Annotated in this window: 21 protein-coding genes; 5 read left to right on the top strand and 16 right to left on the bottom strand. The window is 57.2% G+C overall.

What is annotated here, in order from left to right; genetic code table 11:
• Nucleotides 1–31: 31 nt before the first annotated feature.
• From glgP to asd, 6 genes are all read right to left on the bottom strand, one after another.
• A complete protein-coding gene (gene glgP, locus IFU29_RS14575; RefSeq protein ID WP_191934556.1) occupies nucleotides 32–2,479 on the bottom strand; it encodes a glycogen phosphorylase in 2,448 nt (815 codons plus the stop codon).
• 20 nt (nucleotides 2,480–2,499) lie between these two features.
• Nucleotides 2,500–3,933: a glycogen synthase GlgA gene (glgA, locus tag IFU29_RS14570; RefSeq protein ID WP_191934555.1), complete on the bottom strand. Its 1,434-nt coding sequence runs from the start codon at nucleotides 3,931–3,933 to the stop codon at nucleotides 2,500–2,502.
• Between the two features lie 96 nt (nucleotides 3,934–4,029).
• Nucleotides 4,030–5,316: a glucose-1-phosphate adenylyltransferase gene (gene glgC, locus IFU29_RS14565; protein WP_191934554.1), complete on the bottom strand. Its 1,287-nt coding sequence runs from the start codon at nucleotides 5,314–5,316 to the stop codon at nucleotides 4,030–4,032.
• 12 nt (nucleotides 5,317–5,328) lie between these two features.
• Nucleotides 5,329–7,308: a glycogen debranching protein GlgX gene (gene glgX, locus IFU29_RS14560; RefSeq protein ID WP_191934553.1), complete on the bottom strand. Its 1,980-nt coding sequence runs from the start codon at nucleotides 7,306–7,308 to the stop codon at nucleotides 5,329–5,331.
• Nucleotides 7,305–9,491, bottom strand: coding sequence for a 1,4-alpha-glucan branching enzyme (gene glgB / locus IFU29_RS14555; RefSeq protein ID WP_191934552.1), 2,187 nt, complete (start codon nucleotides 9,489–9,491; stop codon nucleotides 7,305–7,307). The genes glgX and glgB overlap by 4 nt, the downstream gene beginning before the upstream one ends.
• Nucleotides 9,492–9,975: 484 nt before the next feature.
• Nucleotides 9,976–11,085: an aspartate-semialdehyde dehydrogenase gene (asd, locus tag IFU29_RS14550; RefSeq protein WP_191934551.1), complete on the bottom strand. Its 1,110-nt coding sequence runs from the start codon at nucleotides 11,083–11,085 to the stop codon at nucleotides 9,976–9,978.
• Nucleotides 11,086–11,358: 273 nt separating this feature from the next.
• Between asd and IFU29_RS14545 the strand changes: the two genes are divergently transcribed.
• Complete coding sequence (locus IFU29_RS14545; protein WP_191934550.1) at nucleotides 11,359–11,952, top strand: YhgN family NAAT transporter; 594 nt, start codon at nucleotides 11,359–11,361, stop codon at nucleotides 11,950–11,952.
• A gap of 45 nt (nucleotides 11,953–11,997) precedes the next feature.
• Here the strand turns inward: IFU29_RS14545 and gntU are convergent, their stop codons facing one another.
• The 4 genes from gntU to IFU29_RS14525 form a co-directional block, all read right to left on the bottom strand.
• Nucleotides 11,998–13,338 (bottom strand): gluconate transporter, encoded by a 1,341-nt coding sequence (gene gntU, locus IFU29_RS14540; protein ID WP_062747675.1) that lies wholly within the window; start codon nucleotides 13,336–13,338, stop codon nucleotides 11,998–12,000.
• Between the two features lie 10 nt (nucleotides 13,339–13,348).
• Nucleotides 13,349–13,885 (bottom strand): gluconokinase, encoded by a 537-nt coding sequence (gene gntK, locus IFU29_RS14535; RefSeq protein WP_191934549.1) that lies wholly within the window; start codon nucleotides 13,883–13,885, stop codon nucleotides 13,349–13,351.
• A gap of 200 nt (nucleotides 13,886–14,085) precedes the next feature.
• On the bottom strand, nucleotides 14,086–15,081 hold the full coding sequence (gene gntR, locus IFU29_RS14530) for a gluconate operon transcriptional repressor GntR (protein ID WP_191934548.1): 996 nt from the start codon (nucleotides 15,079–15,081) through the stop codon (nucleotides 14,086–14,088).
• Between the two features lie 107 nt (nucleotides 15,082–15,188).
• Nucleotides 15,189–15,884: a pirin family protein gene (locus tag IFU29_RS14525; RefSeq protein ID WP_191934547.1), complete on the bottom strand. Its 696-nt coding sequence runs from the start codon at nucleotides 15,882–15,884 to the stop codon at nucleotides 15,189–15,191.
• A 362-nt stretch (nucleotides 15,885–16,246) separates the two neighbouring features.
• Between IFU29_RS14525 and IFU29_RS14520 the strand changes: the two genes are divergently transcribed.
• Nucleotides 16,247–16,741 carry a GNAT family N-acetyltransferase gene (locus tag IFU29_RS14520; protein WP_191934546.1) on the top strand — a complete coding sequence of 165 codons (495 nt, stop codon included), beginning with the start codon at nucleotides 16,247–16,249 and terminating at the stop codon, nucleotides 16,739–16,741.
• Between the two features lie 36 nt (nucleotides 16,742–16,777).
• On the opposite strand, the gene IFU29_RS14515 is transcribed toward IFU29_RS14520, so the two are convergent.
• A complete protein-coding gene (locus IFU29_RS14515; RefSeq protein ID WP_191934545.1) occupies nucleotides 16,778–17,965 on the bottom strand; it encodes a PDZ domain-containing protein in 1,188 nt (395 codons plus the stop codon).
• A gap of 314 nt (nucleotides 17,966–18,279) precedes the next feature.
• Here IFU29_RS14515 and IFU29_RS14510 point away from each other — a divergent pair, with 314 nt between their 5' ends.
• Both IFU29_RS14510 and IFU29_RS14505 read left to right on the top strand, forming a co-directional pair.
• Nucleotides 18,280–19,110 (top strand): SDR family oxidoreductase, encoded by an 831-nt coding sequence (locus IFU29_RS14510; protein WP_191934544.1) that lies wholly within the window; start codon nucleotides 18,280–18,282, stop codon nucleotides 19,108–19,110.
• Nucleotides 19,111–19,120: 10 nt separating this feature from the next.
• Nucleotides 19,121–20,263 (top strand): phytanoyl-CoA dioxygenase family protein, encoded by a 1,143-nt coding sequence (locus IFU29_RS14505; RefSeq protein WP_191934543.1) that lies wholly within the window; start codon nucleotides 19,121–19,123, stop codon nucleotides 20,261–20,263.
• Nucleotides 20,264–20,306: 43 nt separating this feature from the next.
• Here IFU29_RS14505 and ggt read toward each other — a convergent pair whose 3' ends face one another.
• On the bottom strand, nucleotides 20,307–22,055 hold the full coding sequence (gene ggt, locus IFU29_RS14500) for a gamma-glutamyltransferase (protein WP_191934542.1): 1,749 nt from the start codon (nucleotides 22,053–22,055) through the stop codon (nucleotides 20,307–20,309).
• A gap of 155 nt (nucleotides 22,056–22,210) precedes the next feature.
• Between ggt and IFU29_RS14495 the strand changes: the two genes are divergently transcribed.
• Nucleotides 22,211–22,501: a DUF2756 domain-containing protein gene (locus tag IFU29_RS14495; RefSeq protein ID WP_062747695.1), complete on the top strand. Its 291-nt coding sequence runs from the start codon at nucleotides 22,211–22,213 to the stop codon at nucleotides 22,499–22,501.
• Between the two features lie 108 nt (nucleotides 22,502–22,609).
• On the opposite strand, the gene ugpQ is transcribed toward IFU29_RS14495, so the two are convergent.
• From ugpQ to ugpA, 4 genes are read right to left on the bottom strand one after another with little or no spacing between them, the layout of a single operon-like run.
• A complete protein-coding gene (ugpQ, locus tag IFU29_RS14490; protein WP_191934541.1) occupies nucleotides 22,610–23,350 on the bottom strand; it encodes a glycerophosphodiester phosphodiesterase in 741 nt (246 codons plus the stop codon).
• Nucleotides 23,350–24,420 (bottom strand): sn-glycerol-3-phosphate import ATP-binding protein UgpC, encoded by a 1,071-nt coding sequence (locus tag IFU29_RS14485; protein ID WP_191934540.1) that lies wholly within the window; start codon nucleotides 24,418–24,420, stop codon nucleotides 23,350–23,352. Before IFU29_RS14485 ends, ugpQ begins: the two co-directional genes overlap by 1 nt.
• A 2-nt stretch (nucleotides 24,421–24,422) precedes the next feature.
• On the bottom strand, nucleotides 24,423–25,268 hold the full coding sequence (gene ugpE, locus IFU29_RS14480; protein ID WP_062747702.1) for a sn-glycerol-3-phosphate ABC transporter permease UgpE: 846 nt from the start codon (nucleotides 25,266–25,268) through the stop codon (nucleotides 24,423–24,425).
• Entirely contained in the window at nucleotides 25,265–26,152 is an 888-nt protein-coding gene (ugpA, locus tag IFU29_RS14475) for a sn-glycerol-3-phosphate ABC transporter permease UgpA (RefSeq protein ID WP_191934539.1), read from the bottom strand. The genes ugpE and ugpA overlap by 4 nt, the downstream gene beginning before the upstream one ends.
• Between the last annotated feature and the right edge of the window lie 47 nt (nucleotides 26,153–26,199).

Raw genomic sequence — 26,199 nt, 5'->3', positions numbered from 1 at the left:
GCCTCGTTATGCGGTCGACCCTTTTGTCCGTTTATAACCTGATTGGTTTTATTCCCCAGATCTCATCCGCATACTCCTGAATGGTGCGATCCGACGAGAAATACCCCATATTGGCAATGTTGTGCACCGCACAGCGCGTCCACTCATCCTGATTACGATACAGCTTATCCACCTTGTCCTGCGTATCCACATAGCTGCGGTAGTCAGCCAGCAGCTGGTAGTGGTCGCCCAGGCTAACCAGAGAATCAAAGATGTTGCGGTAGCGTCCTGGCTCCTGCGGGCTGAACAGGCCGGTAGCAATTTGCGTCAGCACCTGATGCAGTTCAGCATCTTTTTCGTAAACATCACGCCCGTTATAGCCGTTGTTACGCAACTGCTCCACCTGCGGCGTGGTATTGCCGAAGATAAAGATATTCTCTTCCCCGACGTGCTCCTGCATCTCCACATTGGCCCCGTCCAGCGTACCAATGGTCAGCGCGCCGTTCAGAGCGAACTTCATATTACTGGTACCGGAGGCTTCCGTACCCGCCAGCGAGATCTGTTCAGAGAGATCGGCCGCCGGGATAATGATCTGCGCGAGGCTGACGCCGTAGTTTGGAATAAACACCACTTTCAGCTTGTTCTTCACCTGCGGATCGTTATTGATCACCTGCGCGACATCGTTAATCAAATGAATTATATGCTTCGCCATAAAGTAGGCTGACGCGGCTTTCCCGGCGAAAATATTCACGCGCGGCACCCAGTCGGCGGTCGGGTCGGCTTTGATACGGTTGTAGCGGGTGATCACGTGCAGCACGTTAAGGAGCTGACGTTTGTACTCGTGAATACGCTTAATCTGCACGTCAAACATGGCGCGCGGATCGATGACGATATCCATTTTCTGGCTTACCCATGCCGCGAGGCGCTTTTTATTCACCAGCTTGGCGCTGCTGATCTGCTGAATAAACTCCGGGTAATCAATATGCTGCTCAAGCTCGGCCAGCTGGCTCAGTTCGGTACGCCAGTTACGGCCAATCGCCTCGTCCAGCACGTTGGACAGCGCCGGGTTAGCCAGTGCCAGCCAGCGGCGAGGCGTCACGCCGTTGGTTTTATTGCAGAAACGACCGGGGAACAGTTTGGCGAAATCGGCAAACAACGACTGCACCATCAGATTGGAGTGCAGTTCTGATACGCCGTTGACCTTGTGGCTGACCACGACCGCCAGCCAGGCCATACGAATACGGCGGCCATTGTTCTCATCAATAATCGAGATACGTGACAGCAGCTCCCAGTCATCTGGGTAGTATTCCTGAATGGTTTTCAGGAAGTAGTCGTTGATATCGAAGATGATTTGCAGATGTCGCGGCAGAATTTTGCCGATCATATCTACCGGCCAGGTTTCCAGCGCTTCCTGCATCAGCGTGTGGTTAGTGTAGGAGAACACCTGACAGGTAATTTCAAACGCATCGTCCCAGGTAAACTTGTTCTCGTCGATCAGCACACGCATCAGCTCAGGGATCGCCAGTACCGGGTGCGTATCGTTGAGATGCAGCGCAATTTTATCGGCCAGGTTATCGAAGGTCTGATGCATGGCCCAGTGGCGATGGAGAATATCCTGAACCGTCGCCGACACGAGGAAATATTCCTGGCGCAGGCGCAACTCCCGCCCGGAGTAGGTTGAGTCATCAGGATAGAGTACCCGCGACACGTTTTCGGAGTGGTTTTTATCTTCCACCGCAGCAAAGTAGTCACCCTGGTTAAATTTCCCCAGATTGATCTCATTACTTGCCTGCGCCCCCCACAGCCTCAGCGTGTTGGTGGCATCCGTATCATAGCCCGGAATAATCTGATCGTAGGCGGTGGCCAGCACCTCTTCGGTTTCTACCCAGCGGGCGCGGCTGCCCTCCTGCTGGATGCGGCCGCCAAAGCGCACCTTATAACGGGTGTTAAAGCGCTGAAACTCCCACGGGTTGCCGTATTCCAGCCAGTAATCCGGTGACTCGGCCTGACGCCCGTCCACGATATTCTGCTTAAACATCCCGTATTCGTAGCGGATCCCGTAACCACGACCGGGCAGGCCGAGCGTGGCGAGTGAATCAAGGAAACAGGCCGCCAGACGACCCAGGCCGCCATTCCCTAACCCCGGGTCGCTCTCCTCTTCAATCAGTTCTTCAAGATCAAACCCCATCTCTTCCAGCGCCGACCGGGCATCGTCGTAGATCCCCATGGCCAGCAGCGCATTCGAAAGGGTGCGGCCCACCAGAAACTCCATCGACAGGTAATAGACCTGGCGCACATCCTGCGACAGCTGGGCCCGGTTGGAGCGCAGCCAGCGCTCGACCATACGGTCACGCACGGCCAGCAGGGTGGCATTCAGCCACTCGTGCTTGTTGGCGATAGACGGATCTTTGCCGATGGTAAACATCAGCTTATAGGCTATCGAATGCTTAAGTGCGTCGACACTGAGCGTCGGTGAGGCATAGGAGAACGGTGCGTTCATATCAATTTCCCATTTTCTGGTTACAACAAACGTTGATAGAGATCGCGGTAGGCCACTGCAGCCACCTGCCAGCTAAAATCCATCCCCATTGCCTGGCGCTGAACATAGCGCCACAACGAAGGACGGGACCAGAGAACAAAAGCACGTCGAATCGCACGCAATAACGACCATGCGTTACTGTCTTCAAAGGCAAAACCACTGGCGATACCGTCCGCCAGGTTTTCCAGCGAGCTGTCATTGACCGTATCGGCCAGCCCCCCCGTTCGCCGCACTAACGGCAGCGTGCCATATTTCAATCCGTAAAGCTGCGTCAGACCGCAGGGTTCGAAGCGGCTCGGCACCATAATCACATCGGCCCCGCCGATAATGCGATGCGAGAACGCTTCGTGATAGCCAATCTGCACCCCCACCTGGCCCGGATACTCTGCCGCCGCCGCAAGGAACCCCTGCTGCAGTTCGGCATCCCCCGCGCCCAGCAGGACCAGCTGACCGCCCTGCTCCAGCAGCCCCGGCAGGGCTTCCAGCACCAGATCCAGCCCCTTCTGCTTGGTTAAACGGCTGACCACGGCAAAGACCGGCGCTTTATCATCCACGTTCAGCCCCATGGTGATCTGCAACTGCCGTTTGTTTTCCAGTTTGGCGTCCAGCACATCACGGTTATAACGCGCATTCAGCAGCAGATCGTGCTCCGGATCCCAGATGGCCGGATCGACACCGTTCAGGATCCCGGTCAACCGTCCCTCCAGCTGGCGCTGTTTCAGCAGATCTTCCATGCCATAGCCAAACTCCGGCAGGGTGATCTCCCGTGCGTAGGTTGGGCTGACAGCAGTGATATGATCGGCATAAAATAGCCCGGCTTTAAGGAAAGAAATCTGACCGTAGAATTCCAGGCCGTGCATGGTGAAGAATGACGATGGGATCTGCAACAGATCCAGGTGCCGGGCGTCAAACAGCCCCTGATACGCCAGGTTATGCACCGTAAACACCGATTTCGCCGGGCGTCCGCGTGCGGCCAGATAGGCACAGGCGAGACCGGCATGCCAGTCGTGCGCATGAACCACGTCGGGCCGCCACCAGTCGTCCAGGCCACAGGCCAGTTCACAGGCTATCCATCCCAGCAGTGCAAAGCGCACATGGTTGTCAGGATAGGCATACTGCGACTCATCGTGATACGGGCTGCCGGGTCGGTTGTACAGACCCGGTGCATCGATCAAGTAAATCCCCACGCCATCAAATTGACCAAAATGTAACTCGACATCGCCGGCAAACGTTTGCAGCTTCGCCACCACCTGAATATCGGTGATGCCTTTGGTCAGAGCCGGAAAGCCGGGTAACAGCACCCGGGTATCCGTCCCATCTGCAATTTGCGCCGCCGGTAATGCCCCAATAACATCAGCAAGTCCGCCGGTTTTCAGCAGCGGGAAAATTTCTGAACAGACGTGTAGCACCTGCATTATCGGCTCCTTTTCATATACCCTGAGCAACTCAAACTGCATCAGTTTTAGCTGCATCGCTCGGGTACAGTCATATTGACGTGTTATTGCGTCTGATTAACGCCAGCCAAGCTTCGCCAGCATTGTCCTTGTGACAAGAACGATCCCTTCTTCCGATCGGTGGAAGCGCCGGGCATCGTCATCCGGGTTTTCACCAATTACCGTTCCTTCTGGCAGTACGCAGGCACGATCTATCACACAACGTCTCAGGCGGCAGGAACGGCCCACCTCAACGTCTGGCAGTAAAACCGATGACTCAATATTGCAGAAGGAGTTAATTCGAACCCGGGAGAACAGCACCGAGTTCACCACCACGGAACCAGAGATAATGCAGCCCCCTGAAACCAGTGAATTCATTGTCATACCGTGGCTGCCCGAGCGATCCTGCACAAACTTGGCAGGGGGCAGCGGTTCCATATGGGTGCGGATAGGCCAGGTACTGTCATACATATCCAGTTCTGGCATCACCGAGGCGAGATCCAGGTTGGCTTTCCAGTATGCTTCCAGCGTACCGACATCGCGCCAGTAGGGTTCTGCGGTCTCATCATGCTGAACGCAGGAGAGGCTGAACGAGTGGGCCAGCGCTTCGCCACTGGCCACGATTTTGGGCAGCAGGTCTTTGCCAAAGTCATGGCTGGATTGCGGCAGCTCCTGATCCTCTTCCAGCAGGCCAAAAAGATATTCGGCATCAAAAACATAGATGCCCATACTGGCTAACGCCCGGCGGCTGTCCCCCGGCATTGCCGGCGGGTTCTCCGGTTTCTCCAGGAACTCCACCACTTTGTTATCTTCATCCACCTTCATCACGCCAAACGCACTGGCCTCCTCCAGGGGGACCGGCAGACAGGCGATGGTGCAGCGCGCCCCGTTTTCTACGTGATCAATCAGCATGCGCGAGTAGTCCATCTTGTAGATGTGATCCCCGGCCAGAATGACGATGTACTGCGCCCGATAGCGGCGAATAATATCCAGGTTCTGAGTGACGGCATCCGCGGTGCCGCGATACCAGTGGTCAGTAGAGAGACGCTGCTGGGCAGGCAGCAGATCGACAAACTCATTCATCTCTTCGTTGAGGAAGGACCAGCCGCGCTGAATATGCTGCACCAGCGTATGCGACTGATACTGCGTGATGACCGCAATCCGCCGGATACCGGAATTCAGACAGTTCGACAGCGCAAAGTCGATAATACGAAACTTACCGCCGAAGTGGACGGCAGGTTTGGCGCGCTTGGCGGTGAGATCCTTCAGACGCGTACCGCGGCCACCCGCGAGGATCAGCGCCACCGTTTGTGTCGGTAATTGCCTTGCCAGCATTACAGGGTCGTTCTTATCTAATTTGGCCATGTCTGATTCCTATTATGATTGTTCGTGGAACACACACACTCCGTGTGCGGCCCCATGCCAGACAGTTGACAGGATCGGGTTATCATCCCCGGCGAAGGGGGGTATGGCGTGCCATTGCCCTTCAGGTAACACCAGGTCATACACGTCTTCGGTGGCGTTGATCGTTAACAACCAGTGCTGTGACAGCCTGATCTGCATACGATGTACCCCCTGCTCCCACTGCGCAGTCGTCAGCGGCTGTCCCTGGTCGTTCAGCCACTCAACATTGCCATCTCCCTCCTGCCACCAGCGATCGCTCTGCAGTGCCGGGATCCGGCGGCGCAGGTGGATCAGGGTGGCGGTGAAGGCAAACAGCCCACGATCGTGCTGCTGCCAGTCGAACCACGTCAGCGGGTTATCCTGGCAGTACGCATTATTGTTCCCGTGCTGGCTGTGCCCGTGCTCGTCCCCGGCCAGCAACATCGGCGTGCCCTGCGCCAGCAGCAGCGTGGTCAGCAGGGCATGGACGCTGCGGCGGCGGTGTTCCACCACCAGCAGCGGCGCATTCAGTCCTTCAACGCCGTGGTTATGGCTGAAGTTATTGCTGCTGCCGTCACGGTTATCTTCGCCGTTGGCCTCATTGTGTTTACGTTCAAAACTCACCACATCGCGCAGCGTAAAGCCGTCGTGAGCGGTTACTAAATTGATGCTGGCGGACGGGCGACGACCGTTGCGGTCAAACACATCGGCCGACCCGGCAAAACGGCGTGCAAAATCACCGTTGGTCATCTCACCGTGCAGCCAGTAGCGCCGCGCAGTGTCGCGGAAATGGTCATTCCATTCCGCAAAGGGAGACGGAAAGTTGCCAACCTGATAGCCGCCGGGGCCGATATCCCAGGGTTCGGCAATCAGCTTGCAGCCCGACAGCAGCGGATCGGCGGCAATGGCCTGGAACAACGGCGCGTTCTGCTGATAGTCCGGTGTACGCCCCAGCACGGTGGCCAGGTCAAAGCGAAAACCATCAACATGGCACTCCTCGACCCAGTAACGCAGGCAGTCCAGCATCCACCCCATGACCTGCGGATGGCTGAGATTCTGCGTGTTGCCACAGCCCGTCCAGTTCTGATAGTCACCCTGGCCGTCCAGCCAGTAGTAACTCTGGTTGTCGATACCACGCATTGACAGCGTGGGACCGCTCTCTTCCAGCTCGGCCGTGTGGTTGAACACCACGTCAAGGATCACCTCAATCCCGGCCTGATGCAGCGCTTTTACCGCCTGCTGAAACTCCTGACGCGGATTGTCTTCACAGGAAGCATAGCGTGCCTCCAGCGCATAACAGGCCAGCGGGTTATATCCCCAGTAGTTACTCAGGCCCATTCTGAGCAGCCGGGGTTCGCTGGCGAAGCAGGCGACGGGCAACAGTTCCAGGCTGGTGATCCCCAGACGCTGGAAGTAGTCGATCATCACCGGATGGCCGAGTGCCGCATAGGTGCCGCGCAGGGCTTCCGGGATGTCCGGATGCTGTTTTGTCAGGCCGCGCACGTGGGCCTCATAAATGACGGTACTGCCCCAGGGCACGCGGGGGGCAACATCGTTGCCCCAGTCAAAATCACCGGCCCGTACCACGCCCTTTGGTGCGAGGGACCCGCTGTCAGTCGCGTCAGGCTGCTCCTCCCCGCACTGGAAGCACGGGTCGTCGCTCACTTCTCCCACCACATCCTGTGCACAGGGGTCGAGCAGCAGTTTGGCCGGATTAAAGCGCTGGCCCTGCTGCGGCCGCCAGGGGCCGTGGACGCGGTAGCCGTAACGCTGCCCCGGTTTACAGGCGGGAAGATAGCCGTGCCAGATATCACCGCTTCGTGCCGGAAGGTCCACGCGTGTTTCCACGCCGCTGGCATCAAACAGGCACAGCTCGACACGTTCCGCATGCTGGGAGAACAGCGTAAAATTCACGCCTTTGCCGTCGTAGCTGGCACCACGTGGTGCCGGTTGCCCCTCCCGTAACGGTGTCATTCCGCCTCCCGCACCAGCCACAGCGTAGACAGGGCGGGCAGCGTCAGACTCAGAGAGTGGCTGCGGTTATGGCTGCCCCAGTCATCGGTACTGACCGTCCCGAGGTTGCCGTTGTTACCGCCGTGATAGTGACCCGAATCCGTGTTCAGCACTTCGCGCCAGCGTCCGGCACCGGACACGCCAAAGCGATAGTCATAGCGCGGCACCGGCGTAAAGTTACTGGCGACGATCAGCTCGTTACCGTCGCGGTCACGGCGGACAAAGACAAACACGGAGTTATCAAAATCATCCACGACCAGCCACTCAAACCCTGCCGGGTCGAAGTCCTGCTGGTAGAGCGGCGTATGTGCCCGGTAAGTGTGGTTCAGATCCCGCACCAGGCGCTGTACGCCGTTGTGCCAGTTGTCCTCCCCTTCCAGCAGATGCCAGTCGAGGCTGGTATCGTGGTTCCACTCTTTGCCCTGAGCGAATTCATTCCCCATAAACAGCAGCTTCTTACCGGGGAAACCAAACATCCAGCCGTAGTAAGCACGCAGGTTGGCAAACTTCTGCCAGGCATCCCCCGGCATCCGGTCAAGAATCGAACGTTTTCCGTGTACGACTTCATCGTGCGACAGCGGCAGGACGAAGTTTTCGGTGTAGTTGTAAAGCATGCCGAAGGTCATCAGATTGTGGTGATGACGGCGGTGAATCGGATCAAGCTTCATATAGTCGAGCGTGTCGTGCATCCAGCCGAGGTTCCATTTGAACCAGAAGCCCAGCCCGCCCATTTCCGGCGGCCGCGAAACGCCATCAAAGTCAGTCGACTCTTCGGCCACGGTGATGGAGCCCGGGGCCGCATGGCCGAGGGTTCGGTTGGTGTAACGCAGGAAGGCGATCGCCTCCAGGTTCTCGCGCCCCCCCAGGTGATTAGGCACCCACTCGCCTTCGGCGCGGCTGTAGTCACGGTAAATCATCGAGGCAACCGCATCCACCCGCAGCCCGTCAATGCCAAAACGCTCGATCCAGTACAGCGCATTGCCGGCGAGATAGTTACTCACCTCACGACGGCCAAAGTTATAAATCAGCGTGTTCCAGTCCTGATGGAAGCCCTCGCGCGGATCCCCATGTTCGTACAGCTCCGTGCCGTCAAACTTCGCCAGACCAAAGTCATCGGAAGGGAAATGACCGGGAACCCAGTCCAGCAGCACATTAAGCCCGGCATTATGGGCAGCGGTGATAAAGGCGCGGAAATCATCACGGGTGCCGAAACGCCGCGTCGGGGCGTACATCCCCAGTGGCTGGTAGCCCCAGCTGCCGTCAAAGGGGTGCTCATTGATCGGCAGCAACTCCAGATGGGTAAAGCCCATCTCTTTGGCGTAAGGCACCAGCTGCTCTGCCAGCTCTTTATAACTCAGCCAGAAGTGGTTATCGGTATGACGCCGCCAGGACCCGAGGTGAACCTCATAAATGGAGATCGGTGCATCAAAGCCATTGGCACGCTGGCGCTCCGGTGACAGGGTGGTTTTTTCCGGGATACCGCAAATCATTGATGCCGTCTGCGGACGCATCTGCGCCTCAAAGGCGTAAGGGTCAGCTTTTAATCTCAGCTGACCGTCTTTATCGATAATTTCAAATTTATACAGCTGACCGGGGCGGGCAGCCGGGATAAACAGCTCCCATACGCCCATTTCACGACGCAGGCGCATGGGATGCCGGCGGCCATCCCAGTAGTTAAATTCCCCGACCACGGACACGCGCTGCGCGTTGGGTGCCCAGACGGCAAAGCGCGTACCAATGACGCCGTCAATCACATCCGCATGGGCCCCCATGGTCTCATAGGGGCGCAGGTGGGTGCCCTCAGCCAGCAGCCAGCTGTCCATCTCCGGCAACAGCGGGCCAAAGCGGTATGCATCATCGATGAGATTCTGCTGCCCGTGCCAGGTAACAGCCAGCTGATAGCGAAACGGGTTCTTACGCTTCGGCATTACCCCATGGAAAAAGCCCCGGGAGTCCAGAGACTCCAGCTGCACACACTTGTTTCCGGTGCTGGTTTCGATCACCCAGACTTCGCTGGCGTCAGGTAACAGAGCACGCACCTCAAGACCTTTCGCGGTCTTGTGCATACCCAGGAGTGAAAAGGGGTCAGCAAAGTGACCCGAGACTAACGCGTTAATTGCATGACGATCCATAAGCTCTGACATGACTTTCTTCCCGTGATGAGTGGCAGGCGACTGGCGGTCTCCATTGAACGGTCATGGCCAGTGCGCTGCTCTTCATTGAGCTCAACGCACGCTGACCGGCAGGAAACCCTCCACTGGAAAAAAACCACCGCAGCGTGCAAGAAATAACGTATCGAAAACTAAAAATAACGTATCGAAAACTCAAAATGTTTTAGGGACAGTTACGTTTTAAGCATAGCCAGGGGAAAACAATAGCCATGGGCGAAAGCGTAAATATATTTCGTTTAGATCAAAGTTTGCTGCTGTAAAGGCATGAGGCAGGAGCATCAGAACCTTCTTAGGCCCGCTCGCAGCCAGGCCGCAGGGGGTAAAGAGGGGCTGAAATCTGGCGGGAAGGATCGCCAGTCAATAAAAAGGCAGGTACGGGTAATAATCGTGAAAAACAGTGATGCACACTGAAACAGGCTGACATGTCCCCCGCCGCTGGCGGGGGAACAGGAGGGAATTACCCTACCAGCAGGCGCAACATCCGGCGCAGCGGCTCTGCCGCGCCCCACAGTAGCTGGTCGCCCACGGTAAAGGCCGAAAGATAGTCCGGCCCCATATTCAGCTTGCGCAGACGCCCGACCGGGGTTTTCAGCGTGCCGGTGACGGCGGCCGGTGTCAGTTCACGCATGGAAATCTCGCGGTCGTTTGGCACCACGCTAACCCATTCGTTGTGCGCGGCCAGCAGTTGCTCAATGTCGGACAGCGGCACGTCTTTTTTCAGTTTCAGAGTGAAAGCCTGGCTGTGGCAGCGCAGCGCTCCGACGCGAACGCAGAGACCATCAACCGGGATCACGCTTGGGGTGCGCAGGATCTTGTTGGTTTCGGCCTGGCCTTTCCACTCTTCGCGCGTCTGGCCATTATCTAACTGCTTGTCGATCCACGGGATCAGACTTCCCGCCAGCGGAACGCCAAAGTTATCGGTTGGCAGCACGCCGGTGCGACTCAACTCCGTCACTTTTCGCTCGATGTCGAGGATGGCCGAAGCCGGATTCTGCAACTCTTTTGCCACGTGGTTATGCAGCATGCCCATCTGGGTCAACAGTTCACGCATATGACGTGCGCCGCCGCCGGAAGCCGCCTGGTACGTTGCTACCGACGCCCACTCCACCAGGTTGTTTTCAAACAGACCGCCCAGCGACATCAGCATCAGACTGACGGTACAGTTGCCGCCCACAAAGGTTTTGATGCCGTTGTTCAGACCATCATGGATCACCTTGTGGTTTACCGGGTCGAGGATGATGATGGCGTCATCTTTCATACGCAGGGTTGATGCGGCATCAATCCAGTACCCGTTCCAGCCCGCCGCACGCAGCTTAGGATAAATATCGCTGGTGTAGTCCCCGCCCTGGCAGGTAATGATAATATCCAGCGCTTTCAGCGCGTCGATATCAAAGGCATCCTGCAGCGTGCCAGCAGACTGGCCCGCGAAGGCCGGGGCCGCCTGACCGTGCTGAGACGTTGAGAAGAATACCGGACGGATCACATCAAAATCGCGCTCTTCACTCATGCGTTGCATCAGTACAGAGCCCACCATCCCACGCCAACCTACTAATCCAACCGTCTTCATCTTTACCTTTATCCCGGCTCCCCGTACCGGCCATTTTCACCCCCGGCAGTGCCCGTCATCCTCACGTACGTCTGTACGCTCCGGCTACGATGTGCTGGCGGTAAGCAAACTGGCTACGACAGTGACGCCTGACCTGTTAGAGTTAAAACCATATGATTGCTAAACCTTACAAGGTGCAGCAAAAGTGGCAAGTGAATTAAATCGATTAGATGGTTTTTTTTAGCAGCGCTGCTTATAACGTAGCGACATTGATTAATAACGAGAACAACAACGATGACTGAAATGATCTCCGCGACGATATTATTGTTGCTGATTATGGATCCGCTGGGCAATTTGCCGATTTTTATGTCGGTTTTAAAACATCTGGAGCCGAAACGTCGTCGAGTGGTGCTGATGCGCGAAATGTTGATCGCGCTGTTCATCATGCTGCTGTTTCTGTTCGCCGGGGAAAAAATTCTCGCCTTCCTCAATCTGCGAACGGAAACCGTGTCGATCTCCGGCGGCATTATCCTGTTCCTGATCGCCATTAAGATGATTTTCCCTTCACAGGAGAGCAGCAGTACCGGGTTGTCTGCGGGAGAAGAACCCTTCCTGGTACCGCTGGCGATCCCACTGGTCGCCGGGCCCTCTCTGCTCGCCACGCTGATGCTGCTGTCACACCAGTATCCACACAATATGAGTCATCTGGTCGGTGCGCTGCTGATCGCCTGGGGGCTGACTGTAGTGATCCTGCTGCTGTCGGGGCTGTTCTTAAGACTGTTGGGTGATAAAGGGGTCAGTGCGCTGGAACGGCTGATGGGGCTGATTCTGATTATGCTGGCGACGCAGATGTTTCTGGATGGGATACGGACGTATTTGAAACTCTGAGGGTAGCGGGCGGACCGAAAAAAGAAGGTCCGCCCGCGCTATCAATTACGATAATAACTCGAAGGCAATCATCCCGATAATCGCGCCGACGGTGCCGAGGATCGTTTCCATCAGCGTCCATGTCTTCAGCGTCTGTGCTTCGGTTGCCCCGGTAAAACGGCCAAACAGCCAGAAACCAGCGTCGTTAACGTGGCTGCAGATAATGGAGCCCCCGGCGATGCAAATCGACAGCGCAGCCATCTGTGCGCCGGAATAGTGCAGCGGCTCAATCACCGGCATAATCAGCCCGACGGCGGTCAGACAGGCGACCGTGGCCGAGCCCTGAATAATACGCACCGCCCCCGCCAGCACGAAGCAGGCCAGCGCCACCGGCAGACCGGCTCCGGTTAAGGCATTGCCCAGCGCCGGGCCAACGCCCGAATCCACCAGCACCTGTTTAAACACGCCTCCGGCACCAATCACCAACAGAATAATCCCCGCTGGCTGGAGCGCCGCGCCGCAGATCTCCATGACGCGCTCTTTATCCATACCCTGACGGTATGCCAGACCATAAATAGCGACCAGGCAGGCCAGCAGGATCGCGGTAAACGGATGGCCGATAAACTCCAGCCACTCGTACAGCGTCGAGCCCGGTGCGGTAAATCGCGCCCCGATGGTTTTCAGGCCGACCAGCAGCAGCGGGAAGAGGATCAACGACAGGCTGAAACCAAAGGAGGGTAGCTTGCTCTCATCGAATTCGGGATGATCACCCTCTGCCGGAACGCCAAAGGTTACGTGCTGGCTGATAAAACGGCCGAACAGCGGCCCGGCAATCAGCATGCCCGGGATCGCCGCACACAGCCCCAGCAGGATCATCCAGCCAAAATCAGCATGCATCTGCGACGCCAGCAGCATCGGTGCCGGCCCCGGCAGCAGAAAGGCCGCCGCTGCCGCAACGCCGGCAAACAGCGGGATCACCAGTTTCACCAGGTTATCGCCGGTGCGCCGCGCCACCGCAAAAGCAATGCTGATCAGCAGCACCACTGCCACTTCGAAAAACAGCGGCAGCGCACAAATCAGCCCGGCGATCCCCATCGCATAATGCGCGCGGCTTTCGCCAAAGGTTTTCAGCATGCGGATGGCAATCTGGTCGACCGCCCCGGTTTCATGCAGGATCTTGCCGAACATCGCGCCCAGCGCCACCACAATCGCAAGGAATCCGAGCGTACCGCCCATGCCCTTTTCCATCGTTGTGGCAATTTTATCCAGCGGCATCCCGGAGAACAGGCCGGCACCGATAGAGACTAACATCAGCGCCACAAAGGCGTGCATCCTTGCCTTCATCACTAAAAAAAGCAGCAGCAGAACCGATCCGGCTGCTGTTAACACCAGTGTTGCAGTACTCATAACACCCTACTTATTTTTTACTGGCCGCACCGTCAATGGTGGTCAGGGTTGCTGCGACAACCTTTTCAAGCGACTGATTAATATCGACAACCAGTACATCGTGCTCATCACTACCCGGCTCTTCCAGCGTGGCAAACTGAGTCACCAGCATCTGGGGCTTAAAGAAGTGCCCTTTGCGCGCGCGCAGGCGCGACTCAATGGTATCGAAGTCACCTTTCAGATAAACGAAAGAGAGGTTGCTGTTACCCTTGCGCAAAATATCGCGATAACTTTTTTTCAGCGCCGAACAGACGATCAGTGAAACATCATTGGTGCGCTGCATGGCAAACGCGGCATCATTAATCGATTCCAGCCACGGGCGGCGGTCATCATCGTTCAGCGGATGGCCCGCCGACATTTTTTCAATGTTGGCACGCGGATGCAGGAAGTCGCCATCGAGGAAGGCTGCGTTAAGCTGATGTGCAACGGCATTGGCAACGGCAGACTTGCCGCTTCCGGATACACCCATCAGTACAAAGACGTGATTAGGCGATGAATGAGTGGTCATTATTGTGGCTCCGGCAGAGGGGTAGCAGATGAATCAGTCATTTTGTTATCGGTAACATTGTCTGGATGTGCATTGATTATGGCAACAGCCACGGCGGAAAAAGCTGGTAAATGTGAGGTGCTTCAAAAAATCAGCAGATTCAGACAGGAGGTGGCACAAAGCGACAAGTCAGACGCGGGCAACAGCGTGCCCGCCGGTGATCAGATACTGCCGCCGGGCAGGATGGTAAAACCAACGTCCACCGGGGACGGATCGGTGACCTCACCGCGAATACGCGCCAGCAGCAGCCTGGCGGATGCCTGTCCCATCTCCTCGCGGGGCGTCTGTACCGTGGCCAGCGGCGGATTCACCACATGAGCAATATCATGGCCGTGGAAACCAGCGATGGCCATCTGCTGCGGTACCTGTAGCCCCTGACGCTGACACTCGAACATCGCGCCGACCGCCAGGTCATCGTTGGTACAGAACAGGCTGTCGGTCTGCGGATAGTTTTTCTGCGCCTCGCACATCAGCATCGCCCCGGCGGAAAACGACGACGCCGCTTCCATCATCACGCTGCGCGGTTCCAGCCCGGCTTCCGTCATCGCCAGGCGATAGCCCTGCTCTTTTTGCAGGGTACGCTCATCCAGGCGTGCGCCAAGATACACGGTATGGCGATGGCCTTTTTGCAGAATGGCATGGGTCATCTGCCGGGCCGCCTCAACGTTATCAAAGCCGACCGCCATATCCAGGCAGGGCGAGACAGAGTCCATCATCTCTATCACCGGGATACCGGCCGTTTCGATCATTCGCAGGCTGGCCGCCGTGTGGGTGCGTTCGGTGAGGATCAGCCCGTCAATATTCCAGCCCAGCAGAGAGCGCAGCTGTAGTTCTTCTTTTTCGGCACTGTAGCCAAAGTGGCCCACCAGCGTCTGATAACCCGCCGCATCGGTAACCGTTTCAATCCCGCGTAGCACATCAGCAAAGACCTGATTGGTCAGGGAAGGCAGCAGCACGCCGATCGCCCGGCTGGTAGCGTTGGAGAGCATGTCAGGTGCGCGATTAGGGATATAACCCAGCTCATCTAACGCAGCAGCAATCTTGCCCTGCAGCGCGGCAGAGACCTGATCGGGGTGGCGCAGATAGCGGCTGACGGTCATTTTGGTGATACCGACGCGATCGGCAACATCCTGTAGTACCGGTCTTTTTTTCTTCATCAGACTTCAGCTAGTGGGGACAGAATTACGCTGAGTGTAACAAAACTGGAGGGAAAAACGACAAAGGGGCGATCGTCTCGCCCCTTAAAGTGTGACACGGGTTGTCTTTAAACCGGTGGCAGGTCGAACAGCAGGATCTCAGCGTCGCTGCTGGCGGCGACTGACAGCGATTTTTCATCCCAAATGGCAAAGGCGTCAGAGGTGGTCGCCGCCTCGCCGTTGACGGTAACATCCCCCTTCACCACCTGGATCCAGATGCGGCGACCGACTGCAATATCCACGCTCCCCTGCTCGTCCGCTTTCAGCGCCCAGCGCGACAACGTCATATCCTGGAACACCTTCAACGATCCGTCGCGGGCATCCGGTGACAGCACCAGCTGGCGGCCCTGCACATCGTCAAAACGGCGCTGCGCGTAACGCGGTTCAATGCCGGTTTTTTCCGGGATAATCCAGATCTGGTACAGATGCAGCGGAACGTCTTTACTGGCGTTGTACTCAGAGTGACGCACGCCGGTTCCGGCGCTCATAATCTGGAACTCACCCGCCGGGATCTGCTCTTTGTTACCCATGCTGTCCTGGTGCTCAACGGTACCGGACAGGACATAGGTCAGAATTTCCATATCTTTATGGGGATGCGTACCAAACCCCTGACCGCCGTCGATCACATCTTCGTTAATCACCCGCAGTGCCGAGAAGCCCATAAAGTTGGCGTCGTAGTAATCGGCAAAAGAAAAGGTGTGGTAGCTGTCCAGCCAGCCATGATTAGCATGACCGCGATCTTGTGCTTTGCGTAAGTAAATCATATTCAATTCTCCTCAACGTTTTGACACAGTCTGGACCTCTGACGCTGCGGATGATAGCGGAGAAAATTGTCTCCTCTGTTCAAAAATTTCGATGTAAAAGCGAGGGAATAAACAGAGGTATTGCAGAATCGGTATCTTGCAGGCAAAAAAAAAGCCAGCACCCGTGCTGGCTAAGAAATACTGAAGCAATGTGAGCAATGTCGTGCTTTCCCAGTCGGTACCGGAGGTACTCCTGAAAACGCATGACAATAATAATCATTATCATTCGCACTTGTAAAGTCATTTCCTGATTATTTTTTGCTTGATTTATCGCCGAAAAACCCTGATTTTTAAAGGGAATCCAACCCTCAGGGAGAGTGACTATGAGTGAGATTATCGTACGACATGTGGTACCCGACGACGCGGTAGCCCTGCATCAGCTTTACAGCCAGCCGGAAACCTTTGCCGATACGCTACAGCTCCCTCACCCCTCGCTGAAAAAGTGGCAGGAACGTCTCGCTTCCGTGCCGGACGGAATGCACATGCTGGTCGCCTGTATCGACAACATGGTGGCAGGCCAGGCCACGCTGGAAGTGAACTCCCGCGCCCGCCGCCGGCATACCGCGACTTTTGGCCTGGGCGTGGACGCACGCTATCGCGGCAAGGGAGTGGCGAAGGCCCTGATGAGCACCCTGATCGACCTGTGTGATAACTGGTTAAACGTGGAACGCATGGAGCTGACGGTCTTTGCCGACAATCAGGCAGCTATCGGGCTTTACCAGCTGTGCGGTTTTGAAACGGAAGGTCTCGCCCGCCGCTATGCAGTACGTCACGGTAAGCAGGTCGATGCCCTCTATATGGCGCGCTTCCGGCCGTAACCCGCAGGGGAGCGCTTCTGCCCTCCCCGCTTCACGTCAGATGTGGATGGTTTTGACTTTACCACGGCGCTCTATTTTCAGCGTCAGCTGCCCGCCCGGTGTATCAGCCAGCGCGCGGCGGAGCGCATAAATCTCTTCAGGCCGTACCGGACGACCGTTGACCCTGAGCAGCACGTCACCGTTTTGCAGGCCAAAGGGGTGTAACGCGGCGGGCGGATTGGAATACAGCTCAACCCGTCTGGCGTGGAAGCGCACGGCCAGCACCCGCAGCGGCGCGGGCTCATCCCGGGTAAAATGCTGCTCCCGATAGCAAAACTGCATTTTGTCGGGCATAAACAGGTAGCGGTCGAAACGCGCCAGAAAGTTCATCCCCAGCCCCAGCGCCCCCTGCTTATTTTCACGCACCAGCATTTTACCCAGTGGTATCTGGTTAAAGCGCAGGCCACCAAGCAGATAGCCATCGCTCACGCTTTCGCCGTCTAACCCCAGCACGGGCTGATTAATGCCGGTCAGAACGGCACTTTCCGGACGTTCGCGACTGACATTAATCATTTCCGCCCCGATATAGCTGTAGTCGGTCCCGGTATTGATTGTCATATGCACCGGCCGCTGGTGGTAGTCCAGCACCAGCTGCGGTCCGGCGGCATCGCCGTCGCGGTAGGGCACGCAGGCGGGATAATCCAGCTCCCCCGGTGTCTGCTGCCACACGGTGAGGAGCTGCTTCAGGTTATCGACCTGCCAGGTAAAGTGGCGAAACACATCCATGCCAAGAATACCGTCGATATTGACCCCGGTTGCCTGCGTCAACGCACTGAGATCTGCACCCAGCCAGGGGGTGCTCGCAGGTAGCACCGCATCGCCAATGCCCATCGCCAGAGGCCGCCAGACCTGAAGCCCCTGCTGATCCAGGGTCCCCCCTGCGCTGCGGATACCGGCGGCAAGAATTTGCTGGTACAGCAGCGGGATCTGCTCAGCGGGCTCTCTCTGCGTCAGCTCACTTGCCAGCAGATTATCCACCACCAGCGTATTAATTCCGGTATCCAGCAGAAAGTGGTACAGCCTGCCACGGATAGTGACCGGAATGATTAACGCATCGGCGCGAACGGGGACCGTTAACAGGGGAAGCGATGGCGGAACAGGCGCGTGGGCAGGGTCAGCCAGAGCCGGTGATGCCGCAATAAATAATGCCGCGACAGCGGTAAAGACCAACGCAGAGTACTTCATAACATTCCTTGTAATACGACATCCTCAGTTCCCATGGCGCAGACGACATGGCGTGTTGTGCCGCCACAATGTACGGGAAAAGGGAGATAAAATGAGGGATAAACGTGCTGATAACGGTCATCAGCGGCGATGTGCCGTAAAAATGCAAAAACCTGCATTGTCTCTACCGACTTAAGGTGCGCTGGAAAAGGTTTTTTTGAGGTTTTTATGAGGTTATCGCTGCGTATTGTTAACGAAATGTTGGTGATAAGGTGTTCCTGACGTCTTTTCAGCCTGATGACATCGGCAAACTTAACAATAAAGGCATAACAATCATGAGCTTAAAAATCGAAAACTCGTTTCACGGTAAGGTTTATGTGGTCACCGGCAGCACGCAGGGTCTGGGTGCTGCCGTTGCCCGCTTACTGGCAGAGCGCGGTGCTCGTGGGCTGATACTCTGTGGCCGCAATCAGCAGGCAGGGGCGGCCCAGGTCAGGTCTCTGCAGTCACTGGGGTGTGAAGCCCGGTTTGTCACCGCCGATATCAGCGAACCCGAGGCCTGCGAGCGCGTCATTGCAGAAGCCGCCACGCACTTCGGGACGCTGCATGGTCTGGTTAACTGCGCGGGCATGTCCGACCGTGGCACCATTATCGACACCTCCCCCGCGCTGTTCGACGCGATCTTTGCCGTCAACGTTCGGGCCCCCTTCTTCCTGATGCAGGCAGCAATCAAGCTGATGATTGCCAGCGATGTTGAAGGCAGCATCGTCAATATCATTACCATGACCTCCCACGGCGGACAGAGTTTCCTCACGCCTTATGCGGCCTCGAAAGGGGCACTGGTGACCCTGACCAAAAATGTCGCTTTCAGCGCGATGCGCAATCGCATCCGCGTCAACGGGCTGAACATAGGCTGGATGGATACGCCGCATGAGGATGATATTCAGAAACAGTACCATCAGGCCGGTGATGACTGGCTGGAAAAAGCCGAGCGTGCGCAGCCGTTTGGTCGCCTGCTGAAACCCCGGGAAGTGGCGCGCGGCGTGGCTTTTTTACTCTCAGAAGAGTCGGGAATGATGACCGGCGCGATCATCGACTTCGATCAAAACGTGGTGGGCTGCGGTGATGACGGCGCGCTGCAACCTCAGCATAAACTGGCCCCGTAAGGAGCGGAAAATGAACACACTTTATCTGTCTGAAAAACAGCTGTCGGTGGATGAGTTTGCCACCGTCTGTGAGCAGACCACGCAGTTGAGAGATTTCCCGCTGGCGCATAAAGCCGAGCTGGACGTGCTGATTTACCAGAGTGGGGAACTGGTAAACGCCGCCGCCGGCGATCGCCAGTCGGTCCTCAGCGAACTGCACCGTGCGCTCTCCTCCGGCCCCGGCGTCTTCGTGGTTAAAGGGTTGTTCAGCGATATCGCAGCGGTAGATCGCAGCAGCATGCTGTTTGAACAGATCCTGCTGAGTGAGTCGGAAAACAGTGCCGGCGGCGACCATTTTGCCGCGGCGGGGCATAACGGGCGCATCTGGAATGCGCTACAGAAAGTGGCGGAGCGCGATGCCGATGCCTTTATTGATTATTACTGTAACCCGCTGCTGGCGCTGATCTGCGAGAGCTGGGTCGGCCCGGGTTATACTCTTACCGCCCAGGTCAATCAGGTCCGCCCCGGCGGTAAAGCGCAGCAGCCACACCGCGATTATCATCTTGGTTTTCAGAGTAATGAACAGGTGGCGCGTTTCCCCCTGCCGCTGCAGATCCTGTCACAGTATCTGACGCTACAGGGTGCCGTGGCGCACAGCGATATGCCGGTGGAGTCCGGTCCGACGCAGCTGCTGCCGTGGTCGCATCAGTACCAGGGGGGGTATCTGGCGTGGCGGGATGAAAGGTTTATCGAGTACTTCCGGCGTAACGCCATCCAGCTACCGCTGGAAAAAGGGGATGGGCTGTTCTTTAACCCGGCGCTGTTCCATGCGGCAGGCAGTAACCACACCCATGACCATATCCGCACCGCCAACCTGCTGCAGGTGTCGTCCGCGTTCGGTAAAACGATGGAAAAGGTTAATCATTGTAAGGTACTGCAACATCTCTACCCGGCGCTGCGCCTGCGCAGAATGTCAGAGGAAAAAATCAGCGCGGTGATAGCGGCAGCGGCGGAAGGCTACTCCTTTCCGACCAATCTGGATAGCGACCCGCCGGTTGGTGGCCTGGTGCCCCAGACCCAGCAGTCGCTGCTGGCGCAGGCGCTGCGGGAAAGCTGGACACCGACGCAGTTTAATCAGCGGCTTGAGGCGCATCAGCAGAAAAGACAGGCATGAGGGGGTAACGGGGCGACCGGATAAAAGGGTCGCCCTCATCGCATCAATACCCTGCGGTTAAATCATCAATGGTGCGCGGGTCGGACGCACCATAACGCGTTCCGTCCGGCCCCAGCATTATGCTCTGGGTGCTGCCCATCGCCGACATCACTTTTACGTTCTGCCCTTTCTCACTCAGCAGCTTCAGCGTATCCGGGCTGAAGCCTTTCTCTACACGCAGCTGATCCGGCAGCCACTGGTGGTGAAAGCGCGGTGCACTGGTCGCTTCAGCGACGTTCATCCCGAAATCGATGCTGTTAACTACCATCTGCAGCACGGTGGTGATAATACGACTGCCGCCCGGGCTGCCGGTCACCAGCCAGGTTTTTCCGTCTTTGGCGATAATCGTTGGAGACATGGAAGAGAGCGGGCGCTTGTAAGGCTGGATTGCATTGGCTTCACCGCCCACCAGACCGAAGAAGTTTGGCGTGCCCGGCCTGGCCGAGAAGTCATCCATCTCGTTATTCATCAGAATGCCGCTGTTGCCCGCCATGACCCCGCTGCCGAAGGTAGTGTTCAGCGTGTAAGTCACTGCCACTGCATTCCCGTCTTTATCCACCACCGAGAAATGCGTGGTCTGGTTGCTTTCATAGGGCGCAAGCTTGCCGGGTTTGATCTCTGCGGAAGGTCGCGCTTTCGCCAGGTCGATCTGCTTTGCCAGGGAAGACGCATAGGCTTTGCTGGTCAGGGCCTGCCACGGCACCTTAACAAACGCCGGGTCGCCCAGGTATTCGGAGCGGTCGGCATAGGCATATTTTTCTGCTTCTGCCATCACCTGAATGGCATCGGCGCTGCCAGAGCCCATTTTTGCCAGGTCAAAGTTTTCCAGAATATTGAGGATCTGCACAATGTGGATCCCGCCGGAAGACGGTGGTGGCATGGAGAAGACCTGATAGCCGCGATAGGTTCCGCTGATCGGCTTACGCTCGATCGCCTGATAGTTTGCCAGGTCAGCCTTGCCGATCAGGCCGCCGTGCTGCTGCATTTCCCCCGCGATCTCATCGGCAATTTTTCCCTTGTAAAAAGCATCCGGCCCCTGCTGCGCAATCAATTCGAGGCTGCGCGCCAGGTTGCGCTGCACCAGTTTCTCCCCTTTCCGGTACGGCGTACCGTCGGCTTTAAAGAAGATCGCTTTGCTGTTCGGGTGTGCCAGCAGCACCTCTTTGCCATACACATTCAGGTCATCGGCCAGCGCTTCATTCACCACAATGCCCTTGCGCGCCAGCGTCAGCGCCGGCTGGATCAAGGTACTGAGCGGCAGGGTGCCGTATTTCTGGCTCGCCAGCGAAAAGCCCGCGACGGTCCCCGGCACGCCGGAGGCCAGATGCGAGGTCAGGGATTTTTTGCTGTCCGCATTTCCGGCGCTATCCAGGAACATGTCGCGGCTGGCCCGCACCGGGGCCATTTCACGGAAATCAATGGACGTAGTGTTACCGGAGGCGGTACGCAGCAGCATAAAACCGCCGCCGCCGAGGTTACCCGCCTGCGGATGCGTGACCGCCAGCGCATAGCCGACGGCAATGGCCGCATCGACCGCGTTACCGCCCTGCTTAAGGATTTGCACCCCCACTTCCGTCGCAGTGGCATCCACCGAGGCCACCATACCGTGCTGTGCCTTGACCGGATGGAAAGTATCTGCCCCGACGCCGTAGGAAACAGGTGGCACCGCTGGCGCGGCTCCCGCCCCCTGCCACACCAGTAAACCGGCGAACAGCGACCACGACAGGCGTTTCCGCATAGCTTGTGTCATCATTGTTACATCCTTTAATTATATTTACGTTATGTTTGCCATTGATAAATAGACACAAAACGGGATGAATTGCTAATGCTAACGCAAATCAGGAGCACTCCTGGAGTGGAGGATGTAGAGCTGGCTTACACTTAAGGGAGTAACACGGAGGACGTAAAATGAAAATGAAATGGTTAGTGATTATGGTCGCAGCACTGCCGTTAACCGGCATGGCCAACATGTTGAATAACAACAGCAACACGAATAATGATCCCCAGCAGCAGGGGTATAACCCGAGCACTCAGCGTCTGAAACAGGATATGCAGAATCAGCAATCACAGCAGAAGCTCAAGCTGCAGCAGGATCAGCAGCGCCAGCAGCAGGATTTGCAGCGTAAAATGCAGGAGCAGCGCGACAGCGCCGCCCAGCGCACCAGCAATGGACAAGTGAAGCCGTTGCAGCAGAATTGATTCTGACAGCGATCACCACAGGGGCAGCGGGAAAAAAAGCCGTCCTCTGAGGACGACCGGAATAGCCTCTCTCCCGGGGCGGGCCGAAGCGCTGGCCCGCCCTTTTCGTTAACAAAAATCCGGCCCGATGATATCAATACGATCGGTGCAGATGGCGTCCACGCCCCACTGCAACAGTTCACGCGCCCGCGCGGGCCTGTTGACGGTATAAACCAGAATCCGCAACCCGGCCTCTTTCAGCACGGCGACGCGCGCCTCATCCAGCAGTTTATGATTGAGATGGATCGACGTACAGTCCAGCGCCTGCGTCATCGCCAGCCAGTTCTCGTCCCAGCTGTCGAGCAGTAAACCGCGCGGTAGATCGGGTGCCGCCTGCTGCGCGGCCTCCAGCGCCCGGTATGAAAACGAAGAGAGCAGCGGGGCCTCCTGATTTTCCCACATCACGCGGGCGGCCTGCGCCACCCGCCGGCCGGTGTCCACGTCCAGCCCTGGGGTCGGTTTAATTTCGATATTCGCCATCATCTGATGCTGCCTGCAGCGCGCGGCTACGTCCGCCAGCAGCGGCAGGCGTTCGTCACTGAACGCATGACTGAACCAGCCGCCGGCATCAAGCTGCACCAGCTTATCCCATGGCTGTTCGCCCGCCAGACCCCAGCCGTTACTGGTGCGGTCGAGGGTATCGTCATGCAGCAGGAAGATCGCGTCGTCCTGCGACAGTTTGACGTCAAACTCAATCATCCGGTGCCCCAGCTGCGCACCGATATCGATGGCCGCCAGCGTATTTTCCGGCGCCAGTTTCCCACCGCCGCGATGGGCGACAATCGCCGGGTATGGCCAGGTTTTATTCATTATTCGATCCGTTGTCCATTATGATCAAAGAAGTGTAACGCCTGCGGAGGAACCTGTAACCACAGCGTGCTGCCCCGCTCAGGGCGCACCGAGTGCGGCAGACGTACCACCATTTTATTCTTACCCCAGCGGCCGTGGGCGAGGTTGTCCGCACCGAGCATCTCCAGTAACTCCACCACCAGCGGAATGCCGCCGTCATGCTGTGTAGAGAGCTCAATATGCTCCGGGCGGATCCCCATCGTCAACGGGCGGTCCGCCCATTTTGCTTTCGGCACTGTCAGCGGCAGCGCCATGCTGTCACTCAGCGTAAAGCGTGTACCGTCAGCATTCATCCGCCCTTCCAGCAGATTCATCGCCGGGGAACCGATAAAACTGGCAACGAAGCGCGTGGCCGGACGCTCATAAATTTCAACCGGTGTTCCCAGCTGCTCCAGTACGCCCTTATTCATCACCATCACGCGCTGTGCCAGGGTCATCGCCTCCACCTGGTCGTGGGTGACGTAAAGACTGGTCGTGTTCAGGCGGCGGTGCAGCTGCTGCAGCTCAAGACGCATCTGCACACGCAGACGCGCATCAAGGTTCGACAGCGGCTCATCAAACAGAAACACCGCTGGCTCCCGCACGATAGCGCGTCCCATTGCCACGCGCTGGCGCTGGCCGCCGGAGAGTTCACGCGGGCGGCGTTTCAGCAGCGCTTCCAGCTCCAGGCTGCGTGCTGCCTCCAGCACGCGCTGGCGGATCTGTTCTTTGCCCATGCCACGGATTTTCAGGCCCCAGGCCATATTCTCTTCCACGCTCATATGCGGATAAAGCGCGTAATTCTGGAACACCATAGCGATACCGCGATCTTTTGGCTCCTCTTCGGTCACCCGCCGCGTGTCGATGTAAATATCGCCGCTGGTGACGCGCTCCAGCCCGGCGACCATACGCAGCAGCGTGGATTTCCCACAGCCGCTGGGCCCGACCATCACCATAAACTCACCGTCGCGGATCGAGACATCGAGCGGCTGGATGATCGGCGTGACGCCATCGTAGGATTTAGTTACTGCCTGAAGTCTTACACCTGCCATCGTTATTTCTCACTCTCAACCAGACCGCGAACAAAGGCGCGCTGCATCACTAAAACAATCACTACCGGTGGGATCAGCGTGAGGATCATTGCTGCCATCACCAGGTTCCATTGGGTTGCCGCATCGCCGGAGGCAATCATGCTGCGGATGCCCGCGACAGCCGTGCCCAGTTTGCTGTCGCTGACAATCAGCAGCGGCCACATGTACTGGTTCCAGCCATAGATAAAGGTGATCACGAACAGCGCCGCCAGATTGGTTTTTGACAGCGGCAGCACGATGTCCCAGAAGAAGCGCATCGGGCTGGCACCATCAATACGCGCCGCCTCCATCAGTTCATCCGGCAACGTCATAAAGAACTGGCGAAACAGGAACGTCGCCGTTGCAGACGCCATCAGCGGCAGGGTTAAGCCACTGTAGCTGTCGAGCATATTGAGGTCGGCAATCACATCCACCGTCGGAAAAATACGCACTTCAACCGGCAGCATCAGCGTGATAAAGATCATCCAGAAGAACAGGTTGCGCAGGGGGAAGCGGAACCACACCAGCGCAAATGCTGACAGCATGGAAACGGTGATTTTGCCGGTGGTGATCGCCAGCGCCATAAACAGGCTGTTCATCAGCAACGTGCTGAAAGGCGCACTGTTTTGTCCGACACCGTGGGTCCAGATGCTGGCAATATTTTCCCACAGATGGGTACCGGGGATCAGCGGCATCGGCACCTGAAACACCTGCTCCGTACTAAGGGTAGCGGCAATAAACGCCACATACAGCGGGAACAGCACGGTGAGGATACCGAGGCCCAGCAGGGTATGGCTGAAAATATCCAGCCCGCGTCGGTTTTCGATCATTGGTAGCGCACCTTTTTCTCGACATAGCGGAACTGGATCACCGTCAGAATAATCACCAGCACCATCAGTACCACGGACTGCGCCGATGACGAGGAGAGATCCAGACCGGCAAAGCCTTCGCGGTAAATTTTATAAATCAGCGTGGTGGTGGCCTGCACCGGCCCGCCGCCCGTTGCAGCATCGATCACCGGGAAGGTATCAAAGAAGGCATACACCAGGTTAACCACCACCAGGAAGAACCCGACGGGGGCGATCAGCGGCAGCGACAGGCTGAAGAAACGTCGCACCGGCCCTGCCCCGTCAATGGCTGCAGCTTCGACCAGAGATTTGGGGATCGACTGCAAAGCGGCAAAGAAGAACAGGAAGTTGTAGCTCATCTGTTGCCAGATGGACGCCAGCACCACCAGAAACATCGCCTGGCCGCTGTTTTGCGCGTGGTTCCAGCTGTACCCTATCAGCCCCAGGAAATGGGTGATCAAACCGAGGCCCGGACTGAACAGAAACATCCACAGCACCGCCGCCACCGCCGGAGCCACCGCATAAGGCAGCAGCATCAGCGTCTGGTAAAAGCGTTTGAGGCGCAGCACATAGTCGACCATCGCGGCAAACAGCAGGGAGACCACCAGCCCAATCACGGTAACCAGGCTACTGAAGACGATGGTGGTCCAGAACGAGTCCAGGTAATAAGCATCGCTGAACAGGCGGGTAAAATTTTCCAGGCCAACAAAGGTGCTGGAAATGCCAAACGGATCGACATTCTGTACCGAGTACCACAGCGCTTCCCCGGCGGGCCAGAGGAAAAAAACGATGGTGATGATCAGCTGAGGCAGTACCAGCAGGTAGGGCAGCGCTTTCGCGCGAAAGACGGGACGGGGTTGGGACATAGCGGTTTATCTCGTGCGAAAAACGTTGCAGGGGCCAGCCGTTGTTC

Origin of the sequence: Erwinia persicina (genome assembly GCF_014838825.1) — a bacterium.
In the GTDB taxonomy this organism is placed as follows: domain Bacteria; phylum Pseudomonadota; class Gammaproteobacteria; order Enterobacterales; family Enterobacteriaceae; genus Erwinia; species Erwinia persicina_A.
The sequence above is the reverse complement of the archived record's forward strand: the minus strand, read 5'-3'. Positions and strand labels throughout refer to the sequence as shown.